Below are 16,228 nucleotides of genomic sequence, written 5' to 3' on the forward strand. Positions count from 1 at the left end.
GTGCGTCTTTTCGATGCACGCGTTTCGCCCGGTCCACTCCAATAAACGTTGATTCAGCACCGGCAAGGGGAAGCACAATGAAACGTCGTAGCTTGTTGAAGCTCGGTTCGCTCTCCGGCGCGCTTGCGCTGGCAGGGCAAGCGCCATTCGCACGCGCGGAGTCGTCCAGCGGGCCGATCAAAGTCGGCATCTTGCATTCGCTCTCGGGCACGATGGCGATTTCGGAGACGTCGCTCAAAGACACGGCTCTCATGACAATCGCCGATATCAACAAGAACGGCGGCGTCATGGGCCGCCAGATTCAACCGGTCGTCGTCGACCCGGCCTCGAATTGGCCGCTCTTCGCCGAAAAGGCTCGCCAACTCCTGACGCAAGACAAGGTGGCCTGCGTATTCGGCTGCTGGACCTCCGTCTCGCGCAAATCCGTGCTGCCTGTATTCGAGGAACTGAACGGCCTGCTCTACTACCCCGTTCAATACGAAGGCGAAGAGATGTCGCGCAACGTCTTCTATACCGGCGCGGCGCCCAATCAACAGGCCATCCCCGCGGTCGAATATCTGATGAGCGCCGAGGGCGGCGGTGCCAAGCGCTTCTTCCTGCTCGGCACCGACTACGTCTACCCGCGCACGACGAACAAGATCCTGCGCGCATTCCTGCACGCCAAGGGCGTCAAGGACTCGGACATTCAAGAGGTCTACACGCCGTTCGGTCATAGCGACTATCAAACGATCGTCGCCAATATCAAGGCGTTCGCGCAAGGCGGCAAAACCACCGTCGTCTCGACCATCAACGGCGATTCGAACGTGCCGTTCTATAAAGAGCTCGGCAACCAGGGGATCAAGGCAACCGACACGCCTGTCGTCGCGTTCTCCGTCGGCGAAGAGGAATTGCGCGGCATCGATACGAAGCCGCTCGTCGGCCACCTCGCGGCCTGGAATTACTTCATGTCGGTCAAGGGCCCGTCCAATGCGAAATTCAAGTCGCAGTGGGCCGAATGGGTCAAATCGCAGAACCTGCCCGGCGGCAGCAAACGCGTGACGAACGATCCGATGGAAGCCACGTTCGTCGGCATTCATATGTGGAAGCAAGCCGTCGAGAAGGCGAAGAGCACCGATGTCGATAAGGTACGCGCGGCGATGATCGGGCAATCGGTGGCGGCACCCTCCGGATTCACTTTGTCCATGGACGGCAATCATCATCTGCACAAGCCCGTGATGATCGGCGAGATTCGCGGCGATGGCCAATTCAACATCGTGTGGAAGACGAAGGCGCCGGTTCGCGCTCAGCCTTGGAGCCCGTTTATCGCGGGCAACGAAAGCAAGCCCGACGTCGTCAGCTCGATCGGCGATTTCCTGCGCCGGCGACGCGTCGCCTGAGCGAGTGATCCGCTGAAGCGGATCCCGCTTCGTCACAGCATGGCCGCCAGACGCGTTGGTTCGCGTCTGCGGCCGCGCGCGGTTTCGCTTCCGAGGCTTCCAGGGCTCTTCCATTCATGAATCGATCCTTACGCCGGTTTGCACTCGCCATCTCGCTGGGGTGCTCGCTCGCCACTTGTGCCACGTCTTCGGCATTCGCCGTGACATCAACCGATATCGCCGCGCTGGCCGGCGACGACTTCGATGCGAAGGCAACCGCCATCGACACGCTCGCCGCTCAGCCCGATGCGGCCGCCCTCGCTTTGCTCGGTGCGCTGGCCGACGGCCGCGCGTTGGCCACGGACGCGGGCGCACTGCTGATCGAGCAGAACGACGGCGATACGCAAGCGCGCGATGCGCTTTCAGGGCAGCTTGTTGCGGTCGGCGATGCGCAACCCGTCACGCTCAACAATCTGCTGCGCAGCAAGATCGCGCATGCGCTCGCGGGTGCGCAATTGGCATCCCCCGATATAGAGGTACGAAAAAAAGCCGCCGATCTATTGCTGGCGAATCCCGATCCTTCGATGAAGCCAGTCATTGAAGCCGCGCGCGCGAAGGAAACCGATCCGGCGCTCAAGCGCCGTCTCGATGTGCTCTGGGCCACAACTGCCATCAACGATCGAGATGCGGCGAAGCGCCTCGAAGCCGTTGAATTGGTGGCCGCGCGCGGCGATCTGGATCTCTCGCCGCTGCTGCGGCCCCTCGTCGCCAAGCGCGCCGACGGCGCGTTCAATGAGCCCGATCCCCGCGTTCGCGCCGCCGCGCAACGCGGCATCGACGCACTCGATGCCATCGAACGCAACAGCCGGATCGCCGGCACGCTCTTCGCCGGCATCTCGCTCGGTAGCGTATTGCTGCTCGCGGCGCTGGGGCTCGCCATCACCTACGGCGTCATCGGCGTCATCAACATGGCGCACGGCGAATTCCTCATGATTGGCGCCTATGCCACCTACCTCGTGCAAAACGCCTTTCGACACTACGCACCGGGCGCATTCGACTGGTACCCGCTCGCCGCCGTGCCAGCATCGTTCATCGCGGCGGCGCTCGTCGGCATTGCGCTGGAGCGATTGGTGCTCAAGCGCCTCTATGGCCGGCCGCTCGAAACATTGCTCACCACCTTCGGCGCCAGCCTCGTATTGATGCAAGCGACGCGCACGCTCTTCGGCGCGCAAAACGTCGAAGTCACCAATCCGGGGTGGATGACGGGTGGCGTTGCCGTCATGCAAAACCTGATCCTCCCGTACAACCGGATCGCCATTCTCGCGTTCTCGCTGGCCGTCGTCGCCATCGCCTGGGCCGTACTGACACGCACGCGGCTCGGGCTCTTTGTGCGCGCCGTCACGCAAAATCGCGGCATGGCAGCTTGCGTCGGCGTCAAAACCGCATTCGTCGATACCTACGCCTTCGCTTTCGGCGCGGGCATTGCCGGCCTCGGCGGCTGCGCCCTGTCGCAGATCGGCAACGTCGGCCCCGATCTGGGCCAAACCTATATCGTCGATTCGTTCATGGCCGTCGTGCTCGGCGGTGTCGGGCAGTTGGCCGGCACCGTGCTCGGCAGCTTCGGGCTCGGCATTCTGACCAAGGCAGTCGAACCGTTCTCGGGCGCCGTCCTCGCGAAAATCGCCGTCCTCGTGTTGATCGTGCTGTTCATTCAAAAGCGTCCGCAGGGCTTGTTCGCTCTGAAAGGTCGTAGCGCATGAGGCCCACGATGCCTACTTTCACGCCCTCGGCCGCGGGTTCGCAGGCGCCGCTGTCCTCCGCCGATGCCGCCCGCGATTTGTCGCACGAGCCGCATCGTCCCGATGCCGCTCGCACCGCCTCGCCTCGTCAAACGGTTGGGCCGTGGCTTGCATTGCCCGAGCGGCGCCCGTTGATGTCGCGCCCCGCATGGACCGCACTCCTCGCGCTCGTGCTGGCCGTCGGCCTTGGCGCCCCGATCGCCGCACTCGTGCTGCCCGAATCGAGCACCTTTCATCTGTCCGCCTATGCACTGACGATCGGCGGCAAGTTCATGTGCTACGCGATCGCGGCGCTCGCACTCGATCTCGTCTGGGGCTATTGCGGCATCTTGAGTTTGGGCCATGGCCTGTTTTTCGCGCTCGGCGGCTATGGGATCGGCATGTATCTCATGCGCTCGATCGGGCACGACGGCGTCTATGGCAGCGATTTGCCCGACTTCATGGTGTTTCTGAACTGGCACGCCCTCCCCTGGTTCTGGCATGGCACCGAACATCTTTGGTATGCGCTGGCGCTCGTATTGGTCGTGCCCGCATTGCTTGCCTGGACGTTCGGCTTCTTTGCGTTCCGCTCCCGTGTGCAAGGCGTCTATCTATCGATCATCACGCAGGCCCTCACGTACGCGGCGATGCTGCTCTTCTATCGCAACGAAACGGGCTTCGGCGGCAATAACGGCTTCACCGATTTCAAGCGCATCGCGGGATTTTCGATCACGCATCCCTATACGCGCGTCACGCTCTTCTTGCTGACGTTCGCCGCGCTCGTGCTCGCCTTCGTCGCCGCACGCGCGATCGTCACCTCGAAGCTGGGCCGCATCGTCACAGCCATGCGCGACAGCGAAACGCGCTTGATGTTTCTCGGCTATAGCCCGCTCGCCTACAAGCTGTTCGTCTGGACCCTCTCGGCCATGCTCTGCGCGATCGCCGGTGCGTTGTACGTGCCGCAAGTCGGCATCATCAATCCCAACGAGATGTCGCCGGCCAGCTCGATCGAAATGGCGATCTGGGTGGCCGTCGGCGGCCGCGGCACGCTGCTCGGGCCGATCGCCGGGGCCTTCACCGTCAATGCGGCGCGCAGCGTATTTACGGCCTATCTTCCCGAGTACTGGCTCTTCTTCCTCGGTGCGTTGTTCGTCGTCGTGCCGTTGGCACTGCCGCGCGGGCTCGCCGGTTTGGCAGCCACGCTCTTTGCAAGGAGCGCGCGCAAATGACGATGATCGGCATTCCTGATGAAACCGCCGTGCGTAACGATCCGCCGGCAGGGGACGCGCCCATGGCGCATCTGGTGACGCCAGGCGCTATCGACGTGACGCACGGCACGATCCTGTATCTGGAGGACGTGACGGTGAGCTTCGACGGATTCCGCGCGCTGAACAGCCTGTCGCTGACGCTCGATGCCGGCGAATTACGCTGCGTGATCGGGCCGAACGGCGCGGGCAAGACGACGATGATGGACGTCATCACGGGCCGCACACGCCCCGATCAAGGCCGCGTGTTCCTCGGCCAGACCCTCGATCTCACCCGCATGGATGAGCCATCGATCGCACAGGCCGGCATCGGCCGCAAGTTCCAGAAGCCGACCGTCTTCGAGCAGCTTCCCGTTTGGGAAAACCTCGAACTCGCGATGAAGGCCGACAAGCGCTGGTATGCCACCTTGCGTGCACGGCTCACGGGCACCGCGCTGGCGCGAATCGAAGAAACGCTTGCCACGATCGGCCTCGAAGAAGAAGCTTGGCGAGCCGCCGCCGAACTGTCGCACGGGCAGAAGCAGCGCCTCGAGATCGGCATGTTGCTGATGCAGCAGCCGGCGTTGCTGTTACTCGACGAGCCCGCGGCCGGCATGACCGATGACGAGACCATGGCGCTCGCCGCGTTGCTCGACCGGCTGCGCGGCACGTGTTCGATGATCGTCGTCGAACACGATATGGAATTTGTCGCCGCGCTCGCCGGTGAGCATGGCCGCGTCACCGTCATGGCGGAAGGCCGCGTCCTTGCGCAAGGCACGCTCGACGAAGTGAAGCGCGACGAAGCCGTCATCGAATCGTATCTCGGCCGCTGAGCGGATCGACCCTCCCTCAACACCCGACCCGCCCCCCAGGACAGCTCGATGCTCGACGTGACCGGACTCAATCAGTTTTACGGCGGCAGCCATATCTTGCGCGACGTCACGATGCACGTGCCGCAAGGTTCGCTGACCGTCCTGCTCGGCCGCAACGGCGTCGGCAAGACGACGTTGATGCGCTGCCTCATGGGTGTCGTGCGCGCTAAAAGCGGCACGATCGCCTGGCGCGGGCAGACGCTCGATGCACTGGCGCCGCCGGCACGCGTGGCGCGCGGCATCGCCTACGTTCCGCAAGGCCGAGAGATTTTTGCGCGCCTGACCGTCGAAGAAAATCTGCTCGTCGGCGCGGCCAGCAAGCGTGGCGTCTCACAGGTGCCGGAGCGCATCTATACGCTCTTTCCGGTGCTCGAACAGATGCGCAAGCGCCGAGGCGGGGATTTGTCGGGCGGACAACAGCAGCAGCTCGCGATCGGCCGTGCATTGATGAGCGAGCCCAGCCTCTTGATCCTCGACGAACCGACCGAAGGTATCCAGCCTTCGATCATTCAGGAGATCGGCAGAACACTGCGCAAGCTCGTCGACGAAACGGGCATGACGGTGCTGCTCGTCGAGCAATACTATGACTTCGCCAAGGCACTCGCCGATCACTACTGGGTCATGCGGCGCGGAGAGATCGTCGCGGGCGGCGCCGGCAGCGACATGGATGCGCATGGCATTCGCGAGATGATCGCCGTCTGACGTGGCCGGTGCTATGCTCGCCTCCATTCTCATGCGCGTGTCCCGCACGCCCGACGCTTTTCATGTCTTCTTACGTATCCGACGTTCAAACGCCCGTCATGGCTGCACCCGATGCCGAGCGTGGCTCCGGCAGTCCCGACGGCTGGCAAGCGAGCCTCGCGCTCGGTTTCGGCCGGCATGGCGCGCGCACCACGCTGACGCATCGCTTGCACAAAGGGCCGCTACGCGTGCAAAAGCCGCTCTACCCCGAGGGCGAAGCGATCTGCCATGCCGTGATCGTCCATCCGCCCGGTGGGATCGCCGGCGGCGACGCGTTGACGCTGGACGTGTCGCTGGGCGCGGGCACGCATGCCGTGCTGACCACCCCCGGCGCGGCAAAGTGGTACAAGTCGAACGGGCGCCTCGCACGCCAGCGGATCGATATCGCCCTGGCCGCCGATGCGAAGCTCGATTGGTTGCCGCAGAACAATATCGTGTTCGACGGCGCACGCATGGCGCTCGACTTCACGTTGGCGCTGGCCGAAGGTGCGACGGCCATCGGCTGGGATGCGACGCAGTTGGGCCGCATCGCCGCGGGCGAGCAGTGGCGTGCCGGCGCGCTGTCGAGCACGGCTCGTATCGTGGGCGAATCGGGCAATCTGCTTTGGTTCGAGCATGCCGAGCTGACCGCCGACGATGCGCTTCGTCTCGCGCGCCAGGGGCTCGGCGGATATCCCGCTTACGGGACGCTCTGGGCCGTGAGCCCCGCTTGCGACGACACCCTCGCCGAAACACTGACGCAACGATTGACGTTCGACGAAGGCCTGCGGGCGGGGGCCTCCTGCGTGACGCCGGGCGTACTCGTCGTGCGGGCGCTGGCGCACTCCATGGAGGCGCTGCAGCACATGCTCATGCAGTGCTGGGAGACGCTGCGCCCGATCGTGCACGGCGTGGATGCACGCGCGCTGCGGCTATGGAGTACCTGATCCGATCGCACTTGTCCGATATGCCTTGTATCGCCAAGCGGCTCGCCGTTGTCGAGGACTCCGTAAAGTCCGACAGGAAACGTTCCCGCGCACGGCAAGCCGGTGCTACGATAAGCGCGCTTCGGCCCTGCAGGAATGGCCCCGAACGGATGGCCGTCCCCTCTTTCTTCGATATTACGTGTGAGCGCCGCGCGCCATGAAACTGACGCCCCGAGAAAAAGACAAGCTGCTGGTGTTCACCGCCGCCTTGCTTGCCGAACGACGCCGCGCACGCGGCTTGAAGCTGAACCATCCCGAAGCGGTTGCCTTCATTTCCGCCGCACTGATGGAAGCGGCGCGCGACGGCAAGACCGTAGCCGAAGTCATGCACTACGGCACGACGTTGCTCACGCGCGACGACGTCATGGAAGGCGTGCCCGAAATGATTCCCGAGATTCAAATCGAGGCGACGTTCCCGGACGGCACGAAGCTCGTCACGGTTCACCATCCGATTCCCTAAAGCGACGCCCATCATGATCCCCGGCGAAATCCTGACCGAAGACGGCGACATCGAACTGAACGCGGGCCGCGAGACGCGCACGCTCACCGTCGCCAATACCGGCGACCGCCCCGTGCAAATCGGCTCCCACTATCATTTTTACGAAGCCAACACGGCCTTGTCCTTCGATCGCGAGCAGGCGCGCGGCTTTCGGCTGAACATCGCCGCCGGCACCGCCGTGCGCTTCGAGCCCGGGCAATCGCGCACGGTCGAGCTGGTCGCACTGGCGGGCGCACGCGTCGTCTACGGCTTCAACGGCAAGGTCATGGGGCCGCTCTGAGCGTCCCCCGCACGGCGTCAAAGATCAATATTCAGGACACCCAATCGTCATGACAGCACGCATCAGCCGCCGCGCCTACGCGGAAATGTTCGGACCGACGACGGGCGACCGCATTCGGCTTGCCGATACCGAACTCACGATCGAAATCGAGCGCGACTTCACCATCTACGGAGAAGAAGTGAAGTTCGGCGGCGGCAAGGTCATCCGCGACGGCATGGGGCAATCGCAGCGCAACGCGCGCGATGTGGCCGATACCGTCGTGACGAACGCGGTGATTCTCGATCACTGGGGCATCGTCAAAGCCGATATCGCGATCAAGAACGGGCGCATCGCCGCGATCGGCAAAGCGGGCAACCCCGATATTCAACCGGGCGTGACCATTGCCATCGGCGCAGCCACCGAAATCATCGCGGGCGAGGGATTGATCGTCACGGCGGGCGGTGTCGACACGCACATCCACTTCATCTGCCCGCAGCAGATCGAAGAAGCACTGGCTTCGGGCGTCACGACGATGCTCGGCGGCGGCACGGGACCGGCGACGGGCACCAACGCGACGACGTGTACGCCGGGCCCGTGGCATCCCGAGCGGATGCTGCAGGCCGCCGATGGCTGGCCGATGAATCTCGGCTTCCTCGGCAAAGGCAACACGAGCTTGCCCGAACCGCTTACCGAGCAGATCGCCGCTGGCGCCATCGGCCTGAAACTGCATGAGGATTGGGGCTCGACGCCGGCTGCCATCGACAATTGTCTGACCGTGGCCGATGCCACCGATACGCAGGTGGCGATCCACACCGATACATTGAACGAAGCGGGGTTCGTCGAAGCGACAGTGGCGGCCTTCAAAGGGCGCACGATTCATACGTATCACACGGAAGGCGCCGGCGGCGGCCACGCACCCGACATCATCAAGGTATGCGGCGAGGCGAACGTGCTGCCCTCGTCGACGAACCCGACCCGCCCGTACACGATCAACACGCTCGACGAACATCTCGACATGCTGATGGTGTGCCATCACCTCGATGCGTCGATTGCTGAAGATCTCGCATTCGCCGAATCGCGCATCCGCCGCGAGACGATCGCAGCCGAAGACATCCTGCACGATCTCGGCGCGCTTTCGATGCTCTCGTCGGATTCACAGGCCATGGGGCGCGTGGGTGAAGTCGTCATCCGCACATGGCAAACCGCGCACAAGATGAAGGTGCAGCGGGGCGCGCTGCCGCAGGATAGCAGCCGCAACGACAACTTTCGGGCGAAGCGCTACGTCGCGAAATACACGATCAATCCGGCGCTCACGCACGGGATCGCGCATGAAGTCGGTTCGATCGAAGCGGGCAAGTGGGCCGATCTGGTGTTTTGGGAGCCTGCGTTCTTCGGCGTGAAGCCCACGCTGATTCTCAAGGGTGGCATGATCGCGCTGGCGCAAATGGGTGATCCGAATGCGTCGATTCCGACACCGCAGCCCGTGCACTATCGCGAGATGTTCGCGACGCGCGGTGCGGCGCTGGCGCGCACCTCGCTGACGTTCGTCTCGCAGATGGCGGCCGATGCGGGGATCGCCGAGCGCTATGGGCTCCAAAAGCGCGTCGTGCCCGTGCGCGGTTGCCGCAACGTCACCAAGGCGGATATGGTTCACAACGCGTGGCAGCCTTCGATCAGCGTCGATCCGGAAACGTACGAGGTCGTGGCCGACGGCCAATTGCTGACCTGCGAGCCGGCCGCGGTGCTGCCGATGGCGCAGCGGTATTTTCTGTTTTGAATTTTTGAATTTTCGAATTTCAGAACGAGTGCTCACCGAGCGGATGCTTAGGCCTGCTTAGGGATCCTTCCGTTCTCCGAATCATTTTCCGATGCGAACGATCGACAAACGAATTGCCCCTCCCGCGAAGCTCGCGGCTTCCCTCGTCGCGCGCGCGCCTACCCTCACGCTTGCCTACGGCGCGCGCTGCAAGAGCCGGTTTGCCGCCACGCTCGATACGGGCGAAGAAGTCGGGCTCGTCATGCCGCGCGGGACGATCCTCGCGGATGGCGATGTGCTCGTGGCCGAGGATGGCGCGCTCGTGCGCGTGATCGCCGCGGCCGAATCGGTGCTCGTCGTGCGCGCGCCCGACACGTTGACGCTCACGCGCGCTGCCTATCACCTTGGCAATCGCCATACGCCGGTGGAAATCGGCGTCGACTACTTGAAACTCGAGGCGGACCCTGTGCTCGAAGCGATGCTGACGCGCTTGGGTGCGCGGGTGGAGCGGGCGACGCTGCCGTTTCAACCGGAGGCCGGTGCCTACGGCGGCGGTCATCGCCACGGCCACGACGAGACGTTCGCCGAAGACTACGCGCTCGCGCAGCAGGTGTTCGAGCAACATCACGGCCATCAGCATGATGACGGGCACGGGCATACGCATGGGCAGGAACATACGCACGGGCACGGGCACAAGCATACGCATGGGCATGAGTGCGGGCATGGACACCACCACGCGCATGACCATGACCATGACCATGACCATGACCATCGGCATGGGCATGGGCATGAGCACGATCACAGCCACGACGGCTGCAACAGCTGCGGGCACGATCACCCTCACTCGCACTGAACCCATGCGCATTGCCGAACTGACGGCCCTCTTGCACCTCGCCTCTCCGGCTTTGCCGATCGGCGCGTTCAGCTATTCGCAAGGGCTGGAAGCGGCGGTCGAAGCGCAATGGATCGGCGATGGGGATACCGCGCGTGCGTGGATCGAAGACGGGTTGCTGCATGTCCTCGCACGCGGCGAGTTGCCGTTCATCGCACATCAATTCGCACGCTGGGAGCGGCATGACGCCGATGCGCTCGCTGCGGCCGACGCGCAATTCCTGGCGAGCCGTGAAGCCTCAGAGCTGCGGCGCGAAACCGAGCAGATGGGATGGTCGCTGAAGCAGCTTGCGTTGTCGCTCGAATGGGGAGAGACGGCACGGCGCGCCACGCTCGATTCGCTGACACCGCTCTCGCAGCCGACGGCGTTCGCTTTCGCGGCCTGGACGCATGAGGTAACGATAGACGCCGCGCTGGCTGCCTATGCGTTCGCCTGGGCCGAGAATCAGGTAGCGGCGGCCATCAAAGCCGTGCCCCTCGGCCAGCTCGCCGGACAGCGTATTTTGGTGGCGGCGCGGGCAGTGATCGACGAAGCAGTCGCGTGCGCACTCGCCACGCCGCCCGAGCGCATCAACACATTCTCGCCCCTGCTGGGCGTGCTTTCCGCGCGGCACGAGGCGCAGTATTCGCGCCTTTTCCGTTCGTAAGTCAAGTTGGCTTGAATTGAATTGAATTGAATGGATTCGTAAGGAAATCGACCGATGAGAACCAAGAAGTTGCCGCCGCTACGCGTCGGTGTAGGCGGCCCCGTCGGCTCAGGCAAGACGACGCTGCTCGAGATGCTGTGTAAAGCCATGCGTGATCGCTACGATCTCGTCGCCATCACGAACGACATCTATACGAAGGAAGATCAGCGGCTGTTGACGGTAGCCGGCGCGCTCGCCCCCGAACGGATCATGGGCGTCGAAACGGGCGGCTGCCCGCATACGGCGATTCGCGAAGACGCCTCGATCAACCTCGAAGCCGTCGATCGGATGCTGAAGCGGTTTCCGGATGCGGACATCGTCTTTATCGAATCGGGCGGCGACAACCTCGCAGCGACGTTCAGCCCCGAGTTGTCGGATTTGACGATCTACGTCATCGACGTGGCCGGCGGCGAGAAGATCCCGCGCAAGGGCGGCCCTGGCATTACGAAGTCGGATCTGCTCGTCATCAACAAGACCGACCTGGCCCCGCACGTAGGCGCCAATCTCGACATCATGGCCGCCGATGCGAAGACGATGCGCGGCGAGCGTCCGTTCGTCATGTGCAATCTGAAGACGCAAAGCGGGTTGGCGGAAGTCATTGCCTTCATCGAGCGCAAGGGGTTATTCGCCAGCTAGCGCGGGGAAGCCCGCGCTGTGGCCTCACAGCCTGCGCCACCCCCTCGCTGTCTCATTCCGACGCGTAATGCTAGACTCCTGCGCACATCAACAGCGCCACCCGTCACTTCGGCGGTAGGCCGCGCAAGATCTCGCATATCGACCATGAGCCATTCGCAGAAACGCGTCGCAGTCCTTCTACATATCGTCGGCTTCAATAAGGGGGGCATCGAATCGGCGCTCATGCAGTGGCTCCGGATCTTCGACCGTGACCGCTTCGACGTCACGCTTTCCGTGATGTTTTCTTCGCCGTCATTCGAGCACCATTTTCGCGCGCGGGTGCCGGCCGACGTCAAAGTGGAAGTCCTCGCCGATCGCGCGTGGCTCACCCGGCTCGAAGCGCGCCGCTACGCCGGCCGCCTGGGCAAGGTCGGGCGCGTCTGCCGCGACGTATTCAATACCGCGGCGGTCCACCCCTATGTGCGCAGGCGTCTTGCCGCCCTCGTACGCCGGCATGATGTGCTGATCGACTTCGATATGTCGCTGCGCCGATGGGTGCGCGATTTCGACATTGCTTCAGTGGCGGTCAGCCATTTCAGCTTCAACGCCCGCTTCGGCCATCGCCCGCGCAAAGTGCGCCGCTTGTCGCGCCAATTGCGCGACTACGACCGCGTGATCGCGCTGAACCAGCAAATGGCCGACGAGGCACCGCTCCTGTTCGGTCACGATCTGCCGCCTCCGTTTCTGCTGCCGAACGCGATCGACGTCGACGCTATCCGCGCGCGCGCGAATGAACCCACCGCACCGGGCAGCCCGGTGGCGGCGCCCTATATCGTCTCGGTGGCGCGCCTCGATGAGCTCCAGAAGGATCACCGGACCTTGCTCCATGCCTACGCCCGGCTGCTGCAAGAGAAGCCCATCGCCGAACACCTCGTCATTGTCGGCGACGGCGCCTTCCGGCAAGAACTCGAAGCGTGCGCGGGATCGCTCGGGATCGCCGAACGCACGCATTTCCTTGGGCACGTCGACAACCCCCATGCACTGATCGCCGGCGCCAGCCTGTTTATCCTCAGTTCTCGCAACGAGGGCCTGCCGATGGGCCTGCTCGAAGCGCTCGCGCACGGCAAGCCGATCGTTTCGACGGACTGCCCGACCGGCCCGCGAGACATTCTCGACCACGGGCGCGCCGGTATCCTCGTGCCCATCGGCGACGTACAGACCATGGCGGATGCCATGGGACGGATTCTCACCAGCGAGCCGCTGCGTGAAGCGATGGGGGCAACAGCCCGCGCTCGCGCGCAGCACTATGGCATCGACGCGAGCAAAGACAGGCTGGCGGCTTGTCTCGGCAACGTCTTGAAGGCCCGCCACCACCCGAAGGCGGCGTTGGTGCTCGAACGTATTCCCAGTCCCAGCTGAGCATCGACGGGTAAGCCCCGCCGGCTAAGCCTCCGGCTGCGGCAGCAACGCTTCGAGCACCGCCACCGTTCGGCCCGTCGCCCCCCGGTGGCGCGCGGCGAAGGCCGATGCCGCTGCGGCCATTGCCACCCGCCGCGACTTATCGGCAAACAGCTCGCCGAGCACACGCGCCAGATCGGCCGGATCGGCCACTTGCACGGCGGCACCGGCGGCAACGGCGTCGGCCGTCGCCTGCGAGAAGTTGAACACGTGCGGTCCAATCAGCACTGGCACTCCCACCGCACAGGCTTCGATCAGATTCTGCCCGCCGAGCGGCAACAGGCTGCCGCCGATGAAGGCGATATCCGAGGCCGCGTAATACGCCCCGAGCTCACCCATCGAATCGCCGAGCAGTACCTTCACATCGCGCGGCAACGGCGCTGAGGCAACGGATCCCGCCGCCGCGGCGGCCTGCGGTGCCCCACTCCACACCGAGCGCCGCATCGCATACAGCCCGCGCCGCTCGATCAGCGCAGCGACTTCGTCGAAACGATGCGGATGACGCGGCACGAGGATCAGCAAGGCATCGTCAAGCCCCAATGCCGCGAACGCATCGAGCACGAGCGCTTCCTCGCCTTCCCGCGTACTCGCCGCCACCCAGACAGGGCGCGAGCCGATCGCTGCGCGCCACGCCCGGCCGCGCGCGACGATGTCGGGCGGGGTGGCCATATCGAATTTCAGATTGCCGAGCACGGCGACGTTGCGCGCCCCGAGCGCCGTCAGCCGCTCCCCATCGGACGGGCTCTGGGCGAGCACACGCGTAAAGCCACCGAATACCTCGCGCCCGGCCGAGCCAAAGCGGGCCGCGCGCTTGAACGAGCGCGCCGACATCCGTGCGTTCGTCAAGACGAGCGGGACATCGGCTGCGCGGCATTCGTCGATCAGCGTCGGCCAGACTTCCGTTTCCATGACGATGCCCAACGACGGACGCCATGCGCGCAAAAAACGCCGCACCGCGTGCGGCAAGTCATACGGCAAGTAGCAGCGCAGGACGCGATCGCCGAACAACTGCACACCGGTGGCACGCCCGCTCGGCGTCATGTGCGTGACGAGCAGCCGCGCGTCGGGCCGCGCCTGCATCAGCGCCGCGATCAGCGGCTGTGCCGCGCGCGTCTCGCCCACCGACACCGCGTGCACCCAGATCAGCGGAGCATCATCCTCCGGCATCCGGCCACGCGCAAAACCGAAACGCTCGCCGATATGCTCGCGATAGCCGCGCTCGCGGCGCGACCGGATCATGAGTCGCAACACGGCCAGCGGCGCAACGATCCACCACAACGCGCGATAAACGGCCCTCAGCATCGGCATCAAACCAGCGCGCGGCCTTCCAGCCGCTCGAGGATGCCGAGCGGCGCGCACTCGGGCTGTACCATGGCGCGCACCGGCAGGAAAAACGTCTGCTCGAGCATGAATTGGCCCGACATCGCGGCATGCGATGTCTGATCGGAGAAGCAGATCCACGCGCTGCCGGGCGGGAACGGGATGGTCTCTTGCTGACACGTCTTTTGATAGTCGAGGTCAGCCTTCATGCGGTCGTGCAGGTTCAGCATCAAATGATCGTATGCACTGCGCGGCGATTTCGTGATGTGCAGCGCATTGAGCAGCCACGCGGAACCGGGCAGTTGCCGCTTGATGTTCGGCAAGAAGCGCCGGGCCACCTGCTCGAACGGCTCGCCCACGCGCCACACGCGCGGCTCGCCGTGCGGATTGACGTTCGCGAAGACGCGCAGGATCCGCTCGCCCCGGTTCGGCCGGGACGGGAATGCATCGACATGCAGCCGGCTGTCGTCCTTGCGCCAGGACGTGTGCCGCGTTTCCACGCGCAAGAGGCGCAGGCTCGTGGGCGCGGGCCGCAACGCATCCCCATATTCCGGCACCAGGTGATCGATGAGCAGGCGGGCCTGCGTCTGATAGCGGGCGACGAGCGCGCGCACGGCCGACTGCGTCACCGCATCGCCGGCCACGCCGTGCAACGCACCGCCGCGCGGATCGAGGCTGATGTTCTTGCGATTCGGATCGGCGAGGGCCGGATCGAGCAGCGCCGTCTCCCCGCCTTCGATCGCAAAGCGCAGGTTGGGGAAGAACAGGACCTTGCCCGTTTCCAGCGCGACACGCAGCGTATCGCGCGTGACGGACAAGTCCGAGGCCGACCAGTCCGTGCAGTTCACTTCGAGGATTTGCGATTCTTTCATGTCGGCCTAAGCGCGTGCGGTTACAGCAGGCCGAATCCGGCCAGCGCGGTCTTGACTTGCTGCAGCGTCGGCGGATCGCCGGCGGTGCCGAGATTGACGACGCGGGGCGACCAATAGCCGCCCGTGCGCCATGCGGTCGCGAAATTGTACAACTCGACCGTGGGACGCTTCAGCGCCGCGGCAATATGCACCAAACCCGTATCGACACCCACCGTCGCCGCCGCGGCATCGAGCAGGCCGACAACAGCCGGCAACGACAGGCGCGGTGGCACGATCGCCGCTGCGCCGAATTCCTTGGCCAGGCGCTCGCTCGTCGCGCGCTCCGCTTCGCTGCCCCAGGGCAGCACGAGCGAGGCGCCGCGCGCCACCAAGGCACGGCCGAGCTCGATCCACGACGCATTGGGCCATTGTTTATCCGCGCGGGACGTCGCATGCACCAGCACGACATAGGGCACGGGCAGATTCAGCCCCATCTGCGCCAACGCGAGCGCGGCGCGCGACGTATCGAGGCCAAACTCGATCTCGTCGGTCGGCTGCGGAGCCGGTGCACCGATCGCCTGAGCGACGAGCTGGCGCGTGCGTTCGACGACATGCGTGCGCGGCTCGATCGCCACGCGCTGGTCGTAGAAGAAGCGCACGGGCCATTCGTAGCCGGCGCCGTCCGTGCGATTGCCGAGCCCCGCGAGCGGCCCGCGGGCCCAGCTCGCCCCCCAGGCCGTCTTGATGAGCCCCTGGCAATCGATGACGAGATCGTAGTGCTCGGCCGCCAATGCATGCCGGAACGCCCTCACCTCACGCCATGTCGACGGAGAGAACGGCCGCGTGCGCCAGCGGCGCAACGGTAACGGACTCGCGCGGCGCAGGCCCAGCACCAGCGGGGCGATAACGGCGCACCATTCTTCGAAGCGCCACTCGAA

The 16,228-nt window shown here is 64.7% G+C and carries 16 protein-coding genes; 13 read left to right on the forward strand and 3 right to left on the reverse strand.

All coding sequences use genetic code 11. The annotated features are described in order from the left end of the window. The first annotated feature begins 77 nt into the window (after window positions 1-77). The 13 genes from urtA to ACTHL0_RS19375 all read left to right on the forward strand — a co-directional run bounded on the left by urtA (window position 78) and on the right by ACTHL0_RS19375 (window position 13,080). On the forward strand, window positions 78-1,376 hold the full coding sequence (urtA, locus tag ACTHL0_RS19315) for an urea ABC transporter substrate-binding protein (RefSeq protein WP_440568472.1): 1,299 nt from the start codon (window positions 78-80) through the stop codon (window positions 1,374-1,376). A gap of 116 nt (window positions 1,377-1,492) precedes the next feature. Further along, the gene (urtB, locus tag ACTHL0_RS19320) at window positions 1,493-3,115 is read left to right on the forward strand and encodes an urea ABC transporter permease subunit UrtB (protein ID WP_440568473.1); all 1,623 of its coding nucleotides are present in this window, start codon (window positions 1,493-1,495) and stop codon (window positions 3,113-3,115) included. Beyond that, a complete protein-coding gene (gene urtC / locus ACTHL0_RS19325) occupies window positions 3,112-4,362 on the forward strand; it encodes an urea ABC transporter permease subunit UrtC (RefSeq protein WP_440568474.1) in 1,251 nt (416 codons plus the stop codon). The genes urtB and urtC overlap by 4 nt, the downstream gene beginning before the upstream one ends. A 2-nt stretch (window positions 4,363-4,364) precedes the next feature. After that, window positions 4,365-5,210, forward strand: coding sequence for an urea ABC transporter ATP-binding protein UrtD (gene urtD / locus ACTHL0_RS19330; RefSeq protein ID WP_440568485.1), 846 nt, complete (start codon window positions 4,365-4,367; stop codon window positions 5,208-5,210). Between the two features lie 48 nt (window positions 5,211-5,258). After that, window positions 5,259-5,951, forward strand: coding sequence for an urea ABC transporter ATP-binding subunit UrtE (urtE, locus tag ACTHL0_RS19335; protein ID WP_440568475.1), 693 nt, complete (start codon window positions 5,259-5,261; stop codon window positions 5,949-5,951). A 98-nt stretch (window positions 5,952-6,049) separates the two neighbouring features. After that, window positions 6,050-6,916, forward strand: coding sequence for an urease accessory protein UreD (locus ACTHL0_RS19340; protein WP_440568486.1), 867 nt, complete (start codon window positions 6,050-6,052; stop codon window positions 6,914-6,916). Between the two features lie 196 nt (window positions 6,917-7,112). Beyond that, window positions 7,113-7,415, forward strand: coding sequence for an urease subunit gamma (locus ACTHL0_RS19345; protein WP_102648250.1), 303 nt, complete (start codon window positions 7,113-7,115; stop codon window positions 7,413-7,415). A 13-nt stretch (window positions 7,416-7,428) separates the two neighbouring features. After that, entirely contained in the window at window positions 7,429-7,734 is a 306-nt protein-coding gene (locus ACTHL0_RS19350; protein ID WP_440568476.1) for an urease subunit beta, read from the forward strand. Window positions 7,735-7,783: 49 nt separating this feature from the next. After that, complete coding sequence (gene ureC, locus ACTHL0_RS19355; RefSeq protein WP_440568477.1) at window positions 7,784-9,490, forward strand: urease subunit alpha; 1,707 nt, start codon at window positions 7,784-7,786, stop codon at window positions 9,488-9,490. Between the two features lie 91 nt (window positions 9,491-9,581). Continuing rightward, window positions 9,582-10,322 carry an urease accessory protein UreE gene (gene ureE, locus ACTHL0_RS19360; RefSeq protein ID WP_440568478.1) on the forward strand — a complete coding sequence of 247 codons (741 nt, stop codon included), beginning with the start codon at window positions 9,582-9,584 and terminating at the stop codon, window positions 10,320-10,322. A gap of 4 nt (window positions 10,323-10,326) precedes the next feature. Then, complete coding sequence (locus tag ACTHL0_RS19365; protein ID WP_440568487.1) at window positions 10,327-11,007, forward strand: urease accessory protein UreF; 681 nt, start codon at window positions 10,327-10,329, stop codon at window positions 11,005-11,007. Window positions 11,008-11,061: 54 nt separating this feature from the next. Further along, a complete protein-coding gene (gene ureG, locus ACTHL0_RS19370) occupies window positions 11,062-11,682 on the forward strand; it encodes an urease accessory protein UreG (protein WP_440568479.1) in 621 nt (206 codons plus the stop codon). Window positions 11,683-11,826: 144 nt separating this feature from the next. Then, on the forward strand, window positions 11,827-13,080 hold the full coding sequence (locus ACTHL0_RS19375) for a glycosyltransferase (protein WP_440568480.1): 1,254 nt from the start codon (window positions 11,827-11,829) through the stop codon (window positions 13,078-13,080). A 24-nt stretch (window positions 13,081-13,104) separates the two neighbouring features. Here ACTHL0_RS19375 and waaA read toward each other — a convergent pair whose 3' ends face one another. The 3 genes from waaA to waaC all read right to left on the reverse strand — a co-directional run. Then, on the reverse strand, window positions 13,105-14,421 hold the full coding sequence (waaA, locus tag ACTHL0_RS19380) for a lipid IV(A) 3-deoxy-D-manno-octulosonic acid transferase (RefSeq protein WP_440568481.1): 1,317 nt from the start codon (window positions 14,419-14,421) through the stop codon (window positions 13,105-13,107). Window positions 14,422-14,426: 5 nt separating this feature from the next. Then, entirely contained in the window at window positions 14,427-15,311 is an 885-nt protein-coding gene (locus ACTHL0_RS19385; protein WP_440568483.1) for a Kdo hydroxylase family protein, read from the reverse strand. A 20-nt stretch (window positions 15,312-15,331) separates the two neighbouring features. Then, a partial coding sequence (gene waaC, locus ACTHL0_RS19390; protein WP_440568484.1) for a lipopolysaccharide heptosyltransferase I occupies window positions 15,332-16,228 on the reverse strand: 897 nt, incomplete at its 5' end.

Origin of the sequence: Trinickia sp. (genome assembly GCF_051961175.1) — a bacterium.
Classification (GTDB): domain Bacteria; phylum Pseudomonadota; class Gammaproteobacteria; order Burkholderiales; family Burkholderiaceae; genus Trinickia.

Excerpts from the sequence above, each read along its gene's own strand:
- urtA (WP_440568472.1), top strand. The coding sequence starts at position 78 with ATGAAACGTCGTAGCTTGTTGAAGCTCGGTTCGCTCTCCGGCGCGCTT.
- urtB (WP_440568473.1), top strand. The coding sequence starts at position 1,493 with ATGAATCGATCCTTACGCCGGTTTGCACTCGCCATCTCGCTGGGGTGC.
- urtC (WP_440568474.1), top strand. The coding sequence starts at position 3,112 with ATGAGGCCCACGATGCCTACTTTCACGCCCTCGGCCGCGGGTTCGCAG.
- urtD (WP_440568485.1), top strand. The coding sequence starts at position 4,365 with ATGATCGGCATTCCTGATGAAACCGCCGTGCGTAACGATCCGCCGGCA.
- urtE (WP_440568475.1), top strand. The coding sequence starts at position 5,259 with ATGCTCGACGTGACCGGACTCAATCAGTTTTACGGCGGCAGCCATATC.
- ACTHL0_RS19340 (WP_440568486.1), top strand. The coding sequence starts at position 6,050 with ATGGCTGCACCCGATGCCGAGCGTGGCTCCGGCAGTCCCGACGGCTGG.
- ACTHL0_RS19345 (WP_102648250.1), top strand. The coding sequence starts at position 7,113 with ATGAAACTGACGCCCCGAGAAAAAGACAAGCTGCTGGTGTTCACCGCC.
- ACTHL0_RS19350 (WP_440568476.1), top strand. The coding sequence starts at position 7,429 with ATGATCCCCGGCGAAATCCTGACCGAAGACGGCGACATCGAACTGAAC.
- ureC (WP_440568477.1), top strand. The coding sequence starts at position 7,784 with ATGACAGCACGCATCAGCCGCCGCGCCTACGCGGAAATGTTCGGACCG.
- ureE (WP_440568478.1), top strand. The coding sequence starts at position 9,582 with ATGCGAACGATCGACAAACGAATTGCCCCTCCCGCGAAGCTCGCGGCT.
- ACTHL0_RS19365 (WP_440568487.1), top strand. The coding sequence starts at position 10,327 with ATGCGCATTGCCGAACTGACGGCCCTCTTGCACCTCGCCTCTCCGGCT.
- ureG (WP_440568479.1), top strand. The coding sequence starts at position 11,062 with ATGAGAACCAAGAAGTTGCCGCCGCTACGCGTCGGTGTAGGCGGCCCC.
- ACTHL0_RS19375 (WP_440568480.1), top strand. The coding sequence starts at position 11,827 with ATGAGCCATTCGCAGAAACGCGTCGCAGTCCTTCTACATATCGTCGGC.
- waaA (WP_440568481.1), bottom strand. The coding sequence starts at position 14,421 with ATGCTGAGGGCCGTTTATCGCGCGTTGTGGTGGATCGTTGCGCCGCTG.
- ACTHL0_RS19385 (WP_440568483.1), bottom strand. The coding sequence starts at position 15,311 with ATGAAAGAATCGCAAATCCTCGAAGTGAACTGCACGGACTGGTCGGCC.